The organism is Streptococcus oralis, assembly GCF_018448765.2.
Lineage (GTDB): Bacteria > Bacillota > Bacilli > Lactobacillales > Streptococcaceae > Streptococcus > Streptococcus oralis_BM.
This window is the reverse complement of record NZ_JAHCMC020000001.1, coordinates 746,971-763,635: the sequence shown is the minus strand read 5'-3', so window position 1 is coordinate 763,635 and position 16,665 is coordinate 746,971. Positions and strand designations below refer to the sequence as shown.

Here is a 16,665-nt window from a genome sequence, read left to right as displayed (position 1 = left end):
TTATTATACCAAAATTGCCTTAAAAAAAACTCAACTCCCTCTTCTTTTAAGATAGAAAGTTGAGTTTTTTATTTACATTTCGAATGAATTAAGCTTTGGCATATTGAGCTACAACAGTTTCTACTGCTGCTTTCTCACGCTTAATCAAGTCAACACGCGCTGCAATTTCCTTGATTCCCATACCGATATTACGGCTAAGAGCGAGGTCAGAGAGTTGGGGCTCAAAGAATTCCTTGTACTCTGCCAAGCGTTGCTCTGTTTTAAAGATATGCGATGGGAAGATGACAAAGCTATCAAAGCTCATATCTCCACCAAGGGCTGCCTTAATCCAATCCCAGTTTTCACGCGCCCAAACCCAAACAGTTTCTTGGGTAGCTTGGTGTCCGAGGAATTGGAGGTACCATGAAGAAAGGTCTTGTGGTTTCACCACAAATTTATCCTTCCACGAACTAATCAAGGTTTGGATATTGTCAGCATCTGTACTGTAGGCAAGAGCCGCAGCCAACTGGCGTTTGAAGACCGCATCTGTCGCATGAGTGTAGAGGTCCAGATAAGTTGCAACCAAGTCTTTGGTCTCATGGTGTTTCATCTCATTGATGAGAACTTGAGCACGGATGGCTGCTGGAAGTCCTGCAAGGTTCTCCTTGTGAGCTGCAAAGATTTGGCTAGCGACTTGACTAGCTTCTGCATCATTGGAGCGAATCATCATGGAAATGGTCAACTGACGAACCAATTCATCCTCATCTGATTCTCCATCTTTGGCTTCAAAACCAAGACGGTCATAGTTGTGACGAGCCAATTTAGCAACCAGACTGTTAAAGGCTTTCTCAGTTTCTGTTCCTTCATCGATAAAGCGCTCAAGGGCAGTAATCACTTGAGAAACAGCTGAAACCACAAGGTAGGACTCTTCCTTAGCAAGTTTATCAAGGACTGGGAGCAAGTCAGCATAAGAAATGTGCCCTGCTTCAGCAAGCAAACGACGTTCTTGAACGATTTGTAGTTTGCTTGTGTTATCAAGCTCAACTAAGTCAGCAAGAACAGCATCTAACAAGTCTCCTTGATAGTCTGTAATATAGTGGGCTGTATTTTCAGTGTTGAGACGAAGTGCTCCTTCGTTTTCAGCAAGAAGAGCAGCATAGCCAGGGATTTCGATACTTTCAGTTTCAAGTGTATCTGGTAGACCCTTCCAGTTGCTGTTGAGTGGCACCACCCAGAGACGATTCTTATCTTCATGCTCACCGATAAAGAATTGTTTTTGTGAAATCTTCAAGACATCATTTTCAACTTTGACAGTGAGAACTGGATAGCCAGGCTGTTCCAACCAAGAATCCATGAAGGCTGCGACATCACGTCCTGATGCCTGACCAAGGGCATTCCAAAGGTCACGACCGATGGTGTTGCTGTACTGGTGCTTTTCAAAGTAAGCATGCAAGCCTTTAGCAAAATCCGCATCACCGAGCCAGCGACGAAGCATGTGCATGAGACGGCTTCCTTTGGCATAGACAATAGCGCCATCAAAGAGCGTATTGATTTCATCTGGGTGTTTGACTTCGACATGGACAGACTGAACACCATCCGTCGCATCGCGTTTAAGCGCAGCTGGAACTCCACCTGTTTGGAAATCTTCAAAGATATTCCAACTTGGCTCGATGGCATCCACACAGACGTATTCCATCATGTTAGCGAAGCTTTCATTAAGCCAAAGATCATCCCACCATTTCATAGTCACGAGGTTCCCAAACCATTGGTGGGCCAACTCATGTGCTACAACTAGGGCAACTTGTTGACGGCTAGCAAAGGTTGAGTTCTCATCTACAACCAAGTAAACTTCACGGTAGGTCACAAGACCCCAGTTTTCCATAGCACCAGCTGAGAAGTCAGGCAGGGCGATGTGAAGTGATTGAGGAATTGGGTACTTAACTCCATAGTAATCTTCGTAAAACTCGATAGAGCGAACGGCGATGTCCAGTGAGAAATCAAGGTTAGATAGTGGGTGGGCTTTGGTTGAGTAGACACCGACGAGGGTACCGTTTTTAGTTTTAGCCGTTACCCCTTGCAAATCACCAGCAACAAAGGCCAACAAGTAAGAAGACATGCGAGGTGTTGTCTCAAACTTCCAGATGCCTGTTTCCTTACGGTTTTCAACATCAATTTCTGGCATGTTTGACAAGGCAACTTCACCTTCTGCTTGGTCAAAACGTAGAGAAAGGTCAAAAGTTGCTTTGGCTTCAGGCTCATCCACACACGGGAAGGCTTCGCGCGCAAAATGGCTCTCAAACTGGGTAGACAAGACTTCCTTCTTCACTCCATCAACTGTGTAGTAAGAAGGGTAAATCCCTGTCATGTTGTCTGTGATTTTTCCTGAAAAAGCGATGACCAATTCAACTTGACCAGCCTCAGCCAATTCGACATGAAGGGCTTCATTTTCATGATCAACTGTAAATGGACGAGCCTGACCCGCAACTTCTACAGAAGCGATTTCCAAGTCTTTTTGGTGAAGGGAAATACGGTCACTCTGTGCTTGACCAGTAATGGTCACCTTCCCAGAAAAGGTCTTGGTCTCACGACTCAAGTCTAAAAATAAATCATAATGTTCAGGAACAAATTGCGTAATAAAATGTTCAACTGCTTGCATAGTTTTCTCCTATTCTAAGTTTAAGAGCTGCTACTCTTCTTCAAACAAACTTATTATATCATGTTTTGCTTAAGAAAAAAGGATTGGACGGCGATTTCCAAAACTTTCTTCCGTCTAACAGTCTACAGTGGGTAGACCTTGCGAAATTCTTCTAAAACAACCTTGCTTTCAGGTGTAAAAGTCAGTCCTGCTTCTCTCAGCCACTCGACGAAACAGTCCTCATGAACCTGACGCCAATAGGCTAGGGATTTGTCTCCTTCCCCTTCTTTGAAGGCATGGTCAGCTGACACTTGATGAAAAGGCTGAACGGAAACCTTTGTAATTTCGACAATACAGACAGCCCGATCTTGGCTATCTAAAATGATGTCAAAGGTCCCTTCTTGTGGCAGGGGTTCGTTATCAACTGAATAAAGATCATAGGCTGAGGCGGTTGCAGTCTTTTCGCCTTTTAAAACCAAATCTGCCAAGAGATCGGCTTCCACTCCAAAAGCCCAAGCATCGATTTCATCTCCGATCGATGGGTTGATTTTCTTATATGCATTCCACATTTCTTGCGGTGTCATAGGTTGCTCCTTTGTAATTTTTTACTTACTTCTTTTATAGATTGCTGACAACTTGATAACAGGATATTTCGATTGAGCTCTCTCAACAAGTATTCCCCACGAATCATTCCAATGTGGTGAAATAGTTGAGGATAAACTTTTTCAATAATTTTTTCTCCACTAAGAGCCAGCTGATTAGTCATCATTCACCTTCCAATTCATATACAAGGTCTTGTCCAATTCTGGAAATCCTAATAATTCAGACTTAACCTTCAAGACTAATGGCGATGCATTATCTTCTGTGATTTTCTGAATATCCATCCAAATATATCCAAGTGAATCATTCGCACCATCAGAGACAGCTTCAGAAATGGCAACTTGAGGTTGCCCCTCGTTTATCTCAATATCATAAAATGCCATGATATGATGTACGGCAAAGTTTTGCCCATTTTCTTGAACTAGCACATCATAGACTCTAGGGTTTGAATAATCGCTAAGCGTATACCCCGTCTCTTCCATAACTTCCCTCTTGAGAGTTTCTGTCAACCCCTCACCTAGTTCCTGACTACCACCAGGTAAATCATAACGATGTTGATAAGGGCCTCTCGTTTTTTCAATGCAGAGAAGTCTACCATCTTGAAGACAGACTCCGTATACACCAAAATGATTTTTGATTTCCATCCAATTTCTCCTACTTCAAAGACCAGCCACCATCAATCGTCAGGATTTGTCCTTGCATGGCGGATGCGTGACCGCTAGCTAAGAATAAGCTGACTTCTGCAATTTCACTTGGCTCGATCCAGCGTTTGATTGGTGTTTCACTAGCCACCCAGTCCGCTAACCCACCTGGTTCAAAGTCTGCAGCAGTCATGCCAGTCTTGACAGCACCTGGAGCGATACCAAAGACCTGAATCCCAGCCTCAGCATAGTCTAGAGCCAACTGCTTGGTAAAGCCAGCTAGGGCATGCTTAGAGGAAGTATAGGCGTGACCACCACCTCCTGCTAGATTTGAAGCAATTGAACACATATTGATAACGATTCCCTTTTTACTTTCCAGCATTTGCGTCAAATAATAACGAGTCAGCTCAGCAGGAGTCATATAGTTAATTTCAAAAATCTCTTGAATTTCCTGCGCTGATTGTTCCAAAAGTGGTTTGTAATCATCCAAAACTCCAGCAGTATTGCACAAAACATCAATCTGAGGACACCAGTCAAAAATAGGCTCCAAGTCCAAGGTCAAATCTCTCTGTAAAAAGTGAAAATCACCCTCTAAAACTGGATTTTCACCTTGGTCAACTCCATAAACTTGATAGCCATTCTCTAAAAAGAGGCGAGCTTGAGCTAGACCGATCCCTGAACTCACTCCCGTAATCAATACACGTCTAGTCATGCACTTCTACCCAATCCGTCGCCAAAACATCACAAGGTGTCGGGCTCCACATAGAAAAACCTTCCCCTTCTCCAGAAACGTTGATGAGGAAATAAGGCGTTACTTCAAGTGCAACCCCGTTTTGCTCGATAGTGTCAAAAAGCTGCACATAGTTTTCAGCCCCTCCCCAACCAGTTCGTACATATTTTTTCTTAGCCTTTAATCCAGGCAATATTTCTTCAAATGTCATGTTCTTCTCCTTTAATTCTAAATTCTTAATTTAATTATAACAAAAAACCGTTTTCCAACGGCTTTTTGACTGTATCTTAGTTCAATAAAACTAATAGCTATCCAATTTTTTTATTATTTCAGTTCAATCAATTTATTGTAGATTTTCTCAGTCAGTTCTTTCTGTTGCGTTCCTGTTAAATGGTGCGAAGTGCGAATTAATATGGTTCCATAAACATAGTGTGACCCAGGATTTAAAGCAGTTCCATCAAAAGCACTAATATAAGTATTGCGTTTCTCTGCATCTTCTTTTGTCTTATAAACTTCTATATCTCCACCAGCATCATTACCTTTTTGAACAATATCTGAGCCTTCTACAGATTCATTCACTTGCTTGTCAACAAAATATACAGACGCTGTATACCCTCCTTGTTTATTTAATTTTTTATTGGGGTCATTATCCTCCGTAACAGATTGTACTCCAGTAATTGATTCAATTTCTTTGAGTCTTTCTTCGATAAAAGAACTTGAAGGATTTGTAATTTGTTTTAATTGAAGAATGCTATTTTGATAGTGAGTCAATTTTTCAGATAAATTCTTTTTTATTTCACTATAATCTGATGGTTGACTTAATTCTTCAATTTGCTTCTCAATTTGCTCAGTTTGTTTTTCAATATCTGGTATTTTACGAAGTGAATCTTGGCTATCCTTTATAGTAGATTTCAATTCTTCCAATGTCTTAGAATCAAGAGGTTCTTCATTATTATCAATAACTTTTTCAGCCTCAGCTATCTGATCTTCAACTTCTTTATTTTTTTCATTTAAATCCTTTACTACATCTTCAAACTTAGTTACAGCAGCTTGATGTGGTGCATAGGATAAGAAATAGTATCCTGTTGCTAATCCTAAAGCGATAAAAGTAATAAGCCCGACAATCATTGATTTCTTCATTTTAAACTCCTTGATTTATAAATAATTTCTTTTATATTTTAATATATCGTTTTATAAATTTCAAGTTTGGAAAGCTATTCAATCAACTCATTGTCTAATAAAAAGCCTGTCAAGCCCTTCCTCATAAAAAAGAGGCTGGAATTCCAACCTTTATTTTAAATATTAGCGTGAAATAAAACGTTGAAGAATGCGTTCCATAGCTGAATTTGGAAGCAACTTGGTTAATCGGATAATAAAGCGATAGCCTCTTCCAGGATAATAAGACGATTTATTACGCTTCAGAGCTGCAAGCGATTCTTTTGCACACTGCTGAGGCGTGATTTCAACCTTTTTCAATGGATTATGCGTCGCAAAATCTTGGGAGGAAGACGAACTGCTGCTGTTCCCGAAATTCGTAGCAACAGGTCCCGGTTGAATCTCTGTTATATGGACACCAGTCCCTTTTAAATCAATCCGAAGACCTCTGACCAGCCCATGGATGAGATTTTTGCTGGCGGAGTAATGAACCAGACTGGGCATGGGATGTGTTGCCGCTCCTGCTCCGATAAACAGAATATTTCCCTTGTTTTTGATGATGGCTTTTAAAAATGCCTGAGTCAGCAGGGTCGGCGCCATTGCATTGGTCACCACAGCCTTTTCGACAGTCTCAAGAGGCAGACTGTCAGCCAATCCGCTCACTCCGTAGCCTACATTGTTTACTAGGCTATCAATATCAAGATTTAAATCTTCAATCTGCTCAATACAGCGGTGGATGCCCTCAATCGTTGATAAGTCAGCACTGATTAGGAAAATCTTTAAATTCGGATTCATTGTTATCAGTACTTCTTTAGCCTGAGTCAGCCTTGTCAAATTTCGTGCTACAAGGACAATATGATCGGCATCTTTTGCCAATAATTTTGCAATTTCCAGTCCTATTCCAGAGCTTCCCCCTGTGACAATAACATTTTTCATCTATCTACTCACCCTTCCCTGTTTCTAACCTATTCACTACTATACTCTTAAGCAGCAGCTTCGTCAAATCAAAACATTTCCGCTATTCGTCTAAAGTTAGAAAATAAAAAAACGATAACCACTTTTCAGTAGTTACCGTTGAGTTCTTTTGATTAGTCTTTCCCACCAAGTTTGCTGTTGATGGTCATCATGATGCTAGCTATTTTCTCACCCCAGTATGGATCGGAAGCATAGCGAACATTCATTCCTGTTGCCTTGTTTCCAAGGTGGTCTCTGCCATAGTCGATGTAGTTCTCACGAATCCACTTGGCTGCTCCGAGAATTCCTTTGTCCACATCATCAAAGCTCTTGGCTGATAGATATGGGCTAGTATCATAGGCTGCAATACCAAAGAAGTTGTTCTTATCTCTGGCAATTTGACTGCGTCCCCACGCACTTTCAAGAGCGCTATGTGCCATCAAGTAAAGGGCGTTGACACCGTAGCGTTCCTCAGCTTCTTTGAAAGTCGCTCCTTTACCTGCTAGAGGACTATCCTGCAAGTTCATCATCGAATACAGTTTATCCAATTCAGCTGCACTATAATTACTTGGTTCTCTCAAGTTTTTATAGAGGAAAGGATTTTTAATGGTAAAGCCCTCAAAATGCTCCCCATCAGTTGAGTAGTACTTCTTACCAATAATCATTGCAGATGTGTGTGGAGCTACTTTGATACTCGTATAAGGAGAGAGTTCATGGTAGAGGAATTTCCCATCACTAGTATAATGAGGGATAAACTCGCTTCCTTCATCCACTGCTGTCAAATCACTTTGATTCATATAGCCAGACAAGCCAGAAATCGAAACTGCAAGTCGGCCACCTTTTCGAGTAGAGCTATCCAGTGAGACAATGCTTCCTTGGTTAATATAACTCAAGATTTCTCCAGATGCACTATAGACATATGCTGTGATTGGTTTAACTTTGTAATATTTGGTTTTATCCGCAACATGCCATTTACCGGAAGCATCCAAGGTATGACCATCTACAGTCTCGTTTTTTGCCATGTAACCGCCTGATTTAAGGTAGTACCATGATTGGTCGGATGAATCGTAGATTAATTCTTTCTCAGCCATCTTCCCATTTGACTTGAGGTAGAACCAATTGTTCTTGTACCACACCCACTCACTCGCAGCCATATAACCGCCAGATTTGAGATAGTAATAACCATTATCCCAGATCCATTCTTTATCAGCATAATTCCCATCAGAGTTGATATAGAACCAAGAGTTATAATTCTTATCAAAGAGCCAACCTTTACCTGCTTTTGCTCCACTGCTCGTCACATAGCTGCGATCAAGCCAAGTTTCTGTGGAGAGGTAGCCACCGGATTTGAAATGGTATTCCTTGCCTTTGATCGTTTCCCAGCCTTTTTCAGCATAGGTTCCGTCTGCTTTCAAGTAAAACCACGAGTTATAATTCTTGTCAAAGAACCATTCGGATTTCAGTTTAGCTCCACTCTTAGCAACATAGAAGCGGTCAATCCAGCGCTCGGTAGAAAGATAGCCTCCAAATTTGAAATGGTAATCTTTACCTTTAATCGTTTCCCAGCCTTTTTCGGCATAGCTACCGTCTGCTTTCAAGTAAAACCAAGAATCGTAATTCTTATCAAAGAGCCATTCGGATTTCAGTTTGGCTCCACTCTTTGCAACATAGAAGCGGCCAATCCAGCGCTCGGTAGAAAGATAGCCTCCAAATTTGAAATGGTATTCCTTTCCGTCTATGGTTCGCCAGCCATTTTCAGCATAGGTACCATCTTGTTGAATGTAGAACCAACTGCTATAGTTATCATCATAAATCCAACCTTGTTTGACCTTATTACCATTTTCTGACAAATAGTTCTTACCAAGCCAAGTACTTTTCAGCATTTTACCTTGAGAATTAACGTAGTATTGGTTTCCACCTTGAGTGACCCACTCATCTTTGGCCATTTTCCCATCTTCTTTAAGGTAATATTTTTCCTGACCTTGTTGGATCCACTCATTTTGAGCTTTCTGACCATCAGACTTGAGATAATACCAAGATTGTTTTTCTTGGTCAAACACCCATTGATTCTTGACCTTAGTACCACTTTCAGCTACATAGTACTGGTTAATCCACGTTTTTGTAGCTAATTTTCCAGCTTCGTTAAAATAGTAATCCTTATCACCAACAGTCAGCCAGCCGTTTTCTGCACGTTGTCCATCAGCCTTAAGATAAAACCAATTCTGATACGTTTGGTCAAAGATCCATTGGTTGGTTACTTGTTTTCCATCAGCTTTGAGGTAAGTCTTTCCTTTCCAAGTCCCTTCATCTGCTTTTGCTGTTTCTACTACAGTAAAAAAACACCCCAATAAGCCAGCACTTACTAGGGCCACTTTCCATCGTTTCATTTAAATGCTCCAATAACGTTTTCTAAACCCTATTGTAACATAGTTAACCAACGGAAATATTACAAATTGATGAAGATTCTATTTCTTGTTGACGATAAGGAGTGTCTAGCTTATCTCAGACTGGCTTTGACTTCCTGACGGAGATCTTCCAAGCTGCTAATGCCGTATTTGTCCATGACTGTTGGTAAATGTTCGATGATATCAGGACAGGCATAAGGATTGGTAAAGTTGGCTGTTCCAACTCCGATGGCAGACGCTCCAGCCAGATACATTTCTAAAGCAGCTTCTGCCGAATCCACTCCTCCCATTCCAATAATGGGAAGGTCTGTTGTTTGGGCGACTTGACGGATGAGTTTGAGGGCTACTGGAAAGACTGCTGGACCTGACATTCCACCCGTTCCATTGGCCAAGATTGGTTTTCTGGTTTTTAGATTAAAGCGCATACCGACTAGAGTATTGATCATGGTTAATCCACTTGCCCCTGCATCTTCTGCTGCCTTTGCAACGGTGACGATATCCGTCACGCTAGGGGTTAACTTAACATAAACTGGCACATCAGAGGCTTCCACAGCTGCCTTTACCACTTCATAAGCTAGATCAGGATCTTGCCCAATCAAAAGTCCATGATTGCCATGATCCACATTCGGACAAGAGATATTGAGCTCGATAGCCTTTACATTGGCTGCCTTGGAAATTCCTCGAGAAACGGCAGCGTACTCTTGTTTTGAAAAGCCAGCTACATTAGCGATGATGGGAAGCGTAGGATATTCTCTCTCCAGCCAAGGCAACTTTTCAGCTAAAACAGCTTCTAAACCAGGATTTTGCAAGCCGATTGCGTTGAGCATACCAGCAGGTGTCTCTGCAACCCTGGGAGTTGGATTTCCAAAACGTGGTTCTAGAGTCGTTGCCTTAATCATAATAGAGCCTAAAAGGTCCAAATCATAGTACTTGGCATACTCTTGACCAAAACCAAAACAGCCTGATGCTGGAATGATGGGATTTTTCAAATCCAAGCCCGGTAGAGAAACTTGTAAACGATTTGTAGTCATCATTTTCTCCTTATAATACAACTGTTCCTGTGCGGAAAACAGGGCCATCTTCACAGACACGTTGGCTGACAGTCTCACTATCTGGCACTTTTAGGACACAGGCATAGCAAGCTCCCATCCCACAAGCCATACGAGATTCCAGAGATAGGTAGGCTCTTGGATGATCATAAAATCTTTGATTGATATACTTCATCATTCCAGGCGCTCCACATGAGTAAACAGCATCAAACTGACTATCTAAATCATTGATAACAACAGAAACATTTCCCTTGATGCCATAAGAACCATCATCTGTCGTTACAAAGACATGACCATATTGGGCCAATTCGGTTTCGAGAATAACAGCATCCTTAGTCGCAAAACCGAGGACTGTCACTACTGTCACCCCACGCGCATGCAATTCCTTAGCCACCTCAAGCAAGGGTGGAACACCAATCCCCCCACCGACAAGGAGAACATGGCTCTGCTCATCTAGATCAGACAAGTCAAAACCATTACCCTGAGGTCCCATCACATCAAGAGTATCTCCCTGACTTAAGGTTGAAAAAATAGCGGTCCCAGCCCCCTCAATCCTATAAATGAGATGACACTGCTTATTTGCCTTATCAATAGACGAAATTGAAATAGGACGGCGCAAAAGATGGGCATCATCAGGCACACGCAGATGAAGAAATTGGCCGGCTCGCATGGCTTCAACCATCTCCCCTTCTAGGACTAATTCAAAGATTGCTGGCGCAATTTCCTCCTGAGCGACCACCTTCATGGTCTCCAAACGAATGGCACCAAAACGCTTCTTACACGTGGGATTCATGACTTTTCCTCCTTAAATTTAAGGGGACCAGATAAAGAAAAGACCTTGCTAATGCAAGGCCTCAGTTAGGTTAGGCTAGAACTCATGCGCACACTTAAAAAGTCTCCACAGAGAGTCCCCTATCCCTTTTATCTGACACCTTGTGAGTCTCTCTGGACTCCCCTTAAAGGTTAAATTTTTATTAGTATACTCTTTCAAAGAAAAAAAGTCAAGTAGAAAACGAACATTCTACTTGACCTTACTGGATTATTTTTCACGAATGACTTCGACCTTGTACCCATCAGGATCCTTGACAAAGTAATAGTTTGGTTGAGTTCCTGGAAGTCCATTAGGGGCTGTCACCTCATAGCCTTTAGCGCTATGTTCTTGATGTAGGGCCTCAAGGTCAGGTGTACTGAGGGCAATATGGGCGAAACCATCTCCTACCACATAAGGACCGTGATCATAGTTATAGGTTAACTCCAACTCGTAGTCATCCCCCTCAAGTCCTAAATAGACAATGGTGAAAGCATGATCTGGAAAATCTCTGCGACGTAATTCTTTAAATCCAAAAGCATCTTGATAAAAAGCAATCGATTTTTCAAGGTTTTCTACTCGCAAACAAGTGTGTAACATTTTTGAAGCCATATATTCTCCTTTATTTTTAAAAAGACTGGGACAATCCTGTTCCAGTCTTATCAATTATTATTTACCAAGTTTTGCTTTAGCTGCATCTGCAAGAGCTGTGAAAGCTGCTGCATCGTTAACAGCCAAGTCAGCAAGCATTTTACGGTTAACTTCGATCTCAGCCAATTTCAAACCATGCATCAATTGTGAGTATGAAAGTCCGTTCAAACGAGCTGCCGCATTGATACGAGTGATCCACAATTTACGGAAGTCACGTTTTTTCTGACGACGGTCACGGTATGCATAGTAGTAAGAGTTCATTACTTGTTCTTTTGCAGTACGGAACAAGATGTGCTTAGCTCCATAGTAACCTTTTGCTAATTTAAGAATACGTTTACGACGTTTGCGTGATACAACGCCACCTTTAACACGTGCCATGTTTTATTTCCTCCAAATATTTCCTAGAATTGTTTACTTACTGTTAGGCTATTATTTCAAGCGAGTAAGCATTGCTTTGATACGTTTGAAATCTCCTGAATGCACCATAGATGCTTTACGAAGATGACGACGTTGTTTCTTAGTTTTTCCGTGGAAACGGTGAGAAGTGTAAGCACGGAAACGTTTAAGTCCACCAGAACCTGTACGTTTGAAACGTTTAGCTGATGCGCGGTGTGTTTTTTGTTTTGGCATGATTTTTTCTCCTTTATTTAACTTTCTGACAATTACTTTTTGTCAGTTGCTGGCGCCAACTGCATGAACATTTGGCGTCCATCCATCTTAGCTCGTTGTTCGATGATCGCAATATCTTGTGTTGCTTCAGCAAACTCGGCTAAAACTTTTGCACCAATCTCTTTATGGGTGATCATACGCCCTTTAAAGCGAATGGATACCTTAACTTTATTTCCTTTTTCAAGGAACTTGCGTGCATTGCGAAGTTTTGTGTCAAAGTCACCCTTGTCAATAGTTGGACTCAGACGAACTTCTTTCACAGTAACAACACTTTGTTTTTTACGTTGTTCTTTTTGCTTTTTCTGGTACTCAAATTTGAACTTACCGTAGTCCATAATTTTAGCAACAGGTGGCTTTGCTTGGGGTTGAATCAATACTAAGTCAACATTTGCACTATCAGCCAATGCTTGCGCTTCACTGAGTGGCTTGATGCCCAGCTGTTCTCCCTCAAGACCGATCAAGCGAACTTCACGTACACGAATTTCATCATTGATGAATAAGTCTTGCTTTGCTATGGTTTTCACCTCTTTTTTATTATTAGAGAAAAACAAGAGCGGACCCGTAATGATACAAGCCCGCACGTTATGATAGCGTTTCTTAGAAACTTTTCATCCGTAGGGCCAGGCAACTTGATGTCACAAGGCGAGAAGCTCTCACTTCTGCTTTTCTCAACTTTTATATGATACCAAGTTTTCTATCCATTGTCAAGATAAAAAGTCATTTTTTTAAAAACTTTGTTTATCTTATCGAACCGTTTCAATTCGCCAACTATTCCACCCTTTAAAACGGATAGCTCCTTGCTGGTCAGTTCGGTAAATCTTACTCTTAATATTTTCCAGTCGTGTCAAGGTTTCCTGATGGGGGAGTTTCGCACGATTGTTCTTTCCAACTGAAATGAGAGTAATCTCTGGTTTGAGTTTTTCGAGGAAAACTGGATTTGATGAGATTTTAGCACCATGTTGGCCTGCTTTCAAGACATCCACATCTAGGTCAGGGTATTGCTTCAGCAAGTCTTTCTCTCCCTTCTCTTTCAAATTTCCTGTGAAGAGAAAGTGCTTATCTAAGAGTTTTCCATAAAGAACCAGGGAACCATCACGATCCCCATCTCCAATCTGCCCTGGAGATAGGACTTCTAAGTGACTGCCAAAAATCGGGAAATTCTCCCCAGCTGTCACACTACGTACCTTGTTTTGACTTGCTTCTAGTTCTGCCACAAATTCCTTCTGTGTCAGACTTCCTTTTGATACTAAAATCTCTCCAACATGGAAAGCCTTGGTCACCTCCAGTAAATCACCAACATGTTCCTTGTCTGTATTGGTTAAAATCAGCTGATCAATCTTATCTACTCCTCGACTTTTAAGATAGGGAATCAAGGTTCTCTGAGCATTGCTAGTTGTCACCTTTTTTTGCCATTTTTCGATTATTTTATCAGTCTCTGCCTTACCACCCACATCTATGAGAATGGTTTTCCCAGTTACATCCCGTAGGAAAATACTCTCCCCTTGCCCCACATCCAGCATGGTGATTTCATTTTCCAGCGGATGTTTGGTTAGGAAAAAGAGCCCCACAATAAAGAGACTGAATCCTGCTAGTCTTTTGATGTTTTTCCTCATATCATAGACCAAGGCTAATGAAACTAACAGTAGAATCAACAGCCATGCGTTGGGTTGACCAAAGACCAGGGGCCTACTTGCCAGCTGCGATACCAAGCGAATGACGCCCTCCAACCACTCAAAGGCAAAGTTAAACTGAGTGACAGGGTAAACAAAAGACAGAATAAATAAGATGGACAAAAGTGGCAAAAAGACCACATCAAACAGAAAGGAAAAGACAAAGGTCAAAAGAATAGACCAAGGCTGAAATTCTGCAAAATAAAAGGATAGAATAGGCAATATTCCCAAAGAAATGACCAGACTTTCTCTGACAACAGCCTTGATCCCACCGCCTTCTTTGCTAGTCATGGTCAATATAAAAGCGTACGCGCAGGACAAGACCCCTCCAGCTGTCAAGAAAAAGTTGGGCATGATAATAAAGAGGACAAGGATCGTCAAGGCAAAATTATCCAAATCCTTAACACCATGTTGGGCCAGTAACTTTTGCAAGAGACTGCGAATAACAGATGCTGAAAATCCTGTCAGACCTGCATAGATTAGGGAAAAGGGATAGGTCAGCCACTTCAACTTTTCTTGGGTCAAGCCCAATCGTAAGAGGAGTTTCTTAAAGGCATCCATAAAGAAGCCCACCTGCATACCTGATAAGGCAAAAAGGTGAATAATTCCTAGACTGGAATAGAGCTCATTCATCTCCTCAAAGTCCGTGTCCAAATGTCCTAAAAGAAGACCTGTCATATAATTGCGCATAGGATCTGGAAAGTGCATCTTGATCCAAACTACAGCCTTCCGACGTAAAGCTGACAAATTTTCCCCTATATCCCAACTGCTAACCTTTTTAAGTGACTGGATGCTCTTGATAGTCAGTGTCTGGTAAATCCCCTGAGTCTTCAGATAGGCTCGGTAGTCAAATCCACCAAAATTTCTCTGCCCTTCAGGTTCAGAGACTTTCCCTTCTAGCTCTATCTCGTGAAGGTCTGTTAAGGTCTGAAAGAGCTCTTTCTCTTCCTCGGACTGGAGTTTATAGTAAACTTGGAAGGTGTGACCCTCAGCCTTGCCCCGAAAGGACAGACTATCTCCATTGACCTTAATAGTGTCAGGCAAAATCCGTACCCTTTCAACAGAATCCACTAGGTTTTGACTAGCTTGACTTTGTTGCCAGTTTTGAAACAAAAACCAAATTCCAAAAACTCCACAAATCGCTAGAACTTTACCAGCCGATTTCCAAGGAAATTGGAAAAAGAGACAGACGAGCAAAAAAACAAAACCTAGCAGTGCGAGATAGGACGCTCCAAAAATGACATAGTAAAGCCAGAGCAATAGAAAACTCAGATAGATTAAGGGGATAGGGAAATTCTTAATCCACTGTAACATAATCTTTTAGCTTTTCTATGGTCTTAGCGCCAATGCCAGAGACTTTCTTTAATTCATCTACCGACTTGAATTTTCCATTTGCCTCACGATGATCGATAATATCCTGAGCTCGTTTTCCTCCCAAGCCTTTGACCTGCTTGAGCTCTTCCAGACTAGCTTTATTGAGGTTGACCCTCTTTTCTTTACTTGTCGAAGGAGACGTTTCAGAGGCAGCCTGCTGACTAGTTGCTTCTTCTCCCTTAGTTGGAACATAGACAAGAGCCTCGTCACTTATTTTCTGTGCTAGATTAAGCGACTTGCTGTCTGCTTCTTCTGTCAAGCCACCTGCCTTCTGAACGGCATCATGAACCCGACTTCCTACTGGCAAATCATAAATCCCTGGCGATTTAACAGCACCCTTGACATCTACTGTGATTAGATCTTGTTCAGGAGACTCTTCCTTTTCTTCCTTGTTCACTTCTTTGTCAGACGATGAATCCTTTGAAACAGCTGCGACTTCAGCCTGCAAATTCTTTTCTTTGACGGGTGTTTGTGAAGTTGGCTTTAGTAGGAAAAATCCGCCCAAGGCCAAACCTAAAACAGCACAAATGACAATGATTTTATACTCTTTGATTTTCTCGATAATTGCTTCCATATTTTCTCCTCTCTTATGTTATTCGTAAGAGTAAGAAAAAACAGTCGAAAATTTCTTTTCAACTGCTTATTTATTTGCAAAATAATCTTCCTTGGTCAAGACATAATGAACCCTTGTGATAATTCGACCTGGTTCTTTATTATCCATTCTGGCATAGGGTTCTTCGTGGGAAAAACGCATCCCTGATTTCTCCATGACCTTTCCTGATGCGGGATTGTCTTTATCGTGAAGAGCGCTCAACTTGTTCATTCCAATCTTCTCAAAAGCCAGCTCAATCACGGCACGATTGGCTTCTGTCGTCAATCCTTGATTCCAATACTTTTGGTTAATAATGTAACCAATAGCTGCTTTTTTGAGAATGGGGTCAATCTTGTGCAAGTCAATGGTTCCGATAAACTGACCATTGCTTTTTAGTTCGATTCCCCACCGTCCCAAGGGATTAGCCAAGTAGAACTGCGCGATGTTGTTCTTGGTTTCTTCTAAGCTTTGATTTGTTGGAAAAGTGTAGCGTGTATTTTCTCTGTCTGAAGCATACTCAAACATAGCTTCTGCATCATCCAAGGTTACAGGTCGGAGCAATAAACGCTCCGTTTCTATAGATGGATACTGGGCAAATTTCACAAATATTGATTCCATGCTTTTTCCTCCATTAGAGCTTGATTCTCACTAGTCTAGCATAAATAAATTTGGATGACAAGTTTTTCTTGATTTTTGAAGCGGTTTCATATACAATAAAACCATCACATTTTTGATTTATGAACTGGAATGTGA

Annotated in this window: 17 protein-coding genes, 1 pseudogene and 1 other annotated feature; all 18 genes and pseudogenes read right to left on the bottom strand. The window is 41.4% G+C overall.

Annotated features, from left to right (window positions below; translation table 11 throughout):
• Positions 1 to 88 precede the first annotated feature (88 nt).
• Entirely contained in the window at positions 89 to 2,635 is a 2,547-nt protein-coding gene (locus KIH88_RS03755) for a M1 family metallopeptidase (RefSeq protein WP_213988444.1), read from the bottom strand.
• A gap of 122 nt (positions 2,636 to 2,757) precedes the next feature.
• Positions 2,758 to 3,198, bottom strand: a complete 441-nt coding sequence (locus KIH88_RS03750; protein ID WP_213988443.1) for an ASCH domain-containing protein — start codon at positions 3,196 to 3,198, stop codon at positions 2,758 to 2,760.
• Between the two features lie 29 nt (positions 3,199 to 3,227).
• Positions 3,228 to 3,380 (bottom strand): annotated as a pseudogene (locus KIH88_RS03745) (putative PEP-binding protein); the annotation flags it as partial.
• Positions 3,373 to 3,858, bottom strand: coding sequence for an NUDIX hydrolase (locus tag KIH88_RS03740; protein WP_213988442.1), 486 nt, complete (start codon positions 3,856 to 3,858; stop codon positions 3,373 to 3,375). The pseudogene KIH88_RS03745 and the gene KIH88_RS03740, both read right to left, overlap by 8 nt.
• Positions 3,859 to 3,868: 10 nt before the next feature.
• Entirely contained in the window at positions 3,869 to 4,567 is a 699-nt protein-coding gene (locus KIH88_RS03735; RefSeq protein WP_213988441.1) for a 3-oxoacyl-ACP reductase, read from the bottom strand.
• Positions 4,560 to 4,796, bottom strand: a complete 237-nt coding sequence (locus KIH88_RS03730) for a DUF2829 domain-containing protein (RefSeq protein WP_000141913.1) — start codon at positions 4,794 to 4,796, stop codon at positions 4,560 to 4,562. Before KIH88_RS03730 ends, KIH88_RS03735 begins: the two co-directional genes overlap by 8 nt.
• A gap of 113 nt (positions 4,797 to 4,909) precedes the next feature.
• Positions 4,910 to 5,725, bottom strand: coding sequence for an EbhA (locus tag KIH88_RS03725; protein ID WP_084867071.1), 816 nt, complete (start codon positions 5,723 to 5,725; stop codon positions 4,910 to 4,912).
• Positions 5,726 to 5,887: 162 nt separating this feature from the next.
• Positions 5,888 to 6,676 (bottom strand): SDR family NAD(P)-dependent oxidoreductase, encoded by a 789-nt coding sequence (locus tag KIH88_RS03720; RefSeq protein WP_084867069.1) that lies wholly within the window; start codon positions 6,674 to 6,676, stop codon positions 5,888 to 5,890.
• A gap of 152 nt (positions 6,677 to 6,828) precedes the next feature.
• Positions 6,829 to 9,081, bottom strand: a complete 2,253-nt coding sequence (locus tag KIH88_RS03715; RefSeq protein ID WP_213988440.1) for a glucosaminidase domain-containing protein — start codon at positions 9,079 to 9,081, stop codon at positions 6,829 to 6,831.
• A 110-nt stretch (positions 9,082 to 9,191) separates the two neighbouring features.
• The gene (locus KIH88_RS03710; RefSeq protein WP_162279331.1) at positions 9,192 to 10,178 is read right to left on the bottom strand and encodes a dihydroorotate dehydrogenase; all 987 of its coding nucleotides are present in this window, start codon (positions 10,176 to 10,178) and stop codon (positions 9,192 to 9,194) included.
• The gene (locus tag KIH88_RS03705) at positions 10,141 to 10,941 is read right to left on the bottom strand and encodes a dihydroorotate dehydrogenase electron transfer subunit (RefSeq protein ID WP_084872911.1); all 801 of its coding nucleotides are present in this window, start codon (positions 10,939 to 10,941) and stop codon (positions 10,141 to 10,143) included. Before KIH88_RS03705 ends, KIH88_RS03710 begins: the two co-directional genes overlap by 38 nt.
• Positions 10,942 to 11,187: 246 nt before the next feature.
• Positions 11,188 to 11,568: a lactoylglutathione lyase gene (gene gloA / locus KIH88_RS03700; protein ID WP_000157150.1), complete on the bottom strand. Its 381-nt coding sequence runs from the start codon at positions 11,566 to 11,568 to the stop codon at positions 11,188 to 11,190.
• 57 nt (positions 11,569 to 11,625) lie between these two features.
• Positions 11,626 to 11,985 (bottom strand): 50S ribosomal protein L20, encoded by a 360-nt coding sequence (rplT, locus tag KIH88_RS03695; RefSeq protein ID WP_000124830.1) that lies wholly within the window; start codon positions 11,983 to 11,985, stop codon positions 11,626 to 11,628.
• 51 nt (positions 11,986 to 12,036) lie between these two features.
• Positions 12,037 to 12,237 (bottom strand): 50S ribosomal protein L35, encoded by a 201-nt coding sequence (gene rpmI / locus KIH88_RS03690; RefSeq protein WP_001125942.1) that lies wholly within the window; start codon positions 12,235 to 12,237, stop codon positions 12,037 to 12,039.
• Positions 12,238 to 12,269: 32 nt separating this feature from the next.
• Complete coding sequence (infC, locus tag KIH88_RS03685; protein ID WP_000848184.1) at positions 12,270 to 12,800, bottom strand: translation initiation factor IF-3; 531 nt, start codon at positions 12,798 to 12,800, stop codon at positions 12,270 to 12,272.
• 15 nt (positions 12,801 to 12,815) lie between these two features.
• Positions 12,816 to 12,947 (bottom strand) — a sequence feature (ribosomal protein L20 leader region).
• 72 nt (positions 12,948 to 13,019) lie between these two features.
• Positions 13,020 to 15,260: a DNA internalization-related competence protein ComEC/Rec2 gene (locus KIH88_RS03680; protein WP_213988439.1), complete on the bottom strand. Its 2,241-nt coding sequence runs from the start codon at positions 15,258 to 15,260 to the stop codon at positions 13,020 to 13,022.
• Positions 15,244 to 15,894 (bottom strand): helix-hairpin-helix domain-containing protein, encoded by a 651-nt coding sequence (locus KIH88_RS03675; RefSeq protein WP_213988438.1) that lies wholly within the window; start codon positions 15,892 to 15,894, stop codon positions 15,244 to 15,246. The genes KIH88_RS03680 and KIH88_RS03675 overlap by 17 nt, the downstream gene beginning before the upstream one ends.
• Positions 15,895 to 15,960: 66 nt before the next feature.
• Positions 15,961 to 16,530 carry a GNAT family N-acetyltransferase gene (locus KIH88_RS03670; RefSeq protein WP_213988437.1) on the bottom strand — a complete coding sequence of 190 codons (570 nt, stop codon included), beginning with the start codon at positions 16,528 to 16,530 and terminating at the stop codon, positions 15,961 to 15,963.
• Positions 16,531 to 16,665: the final 135 nt, after the last annotated feature.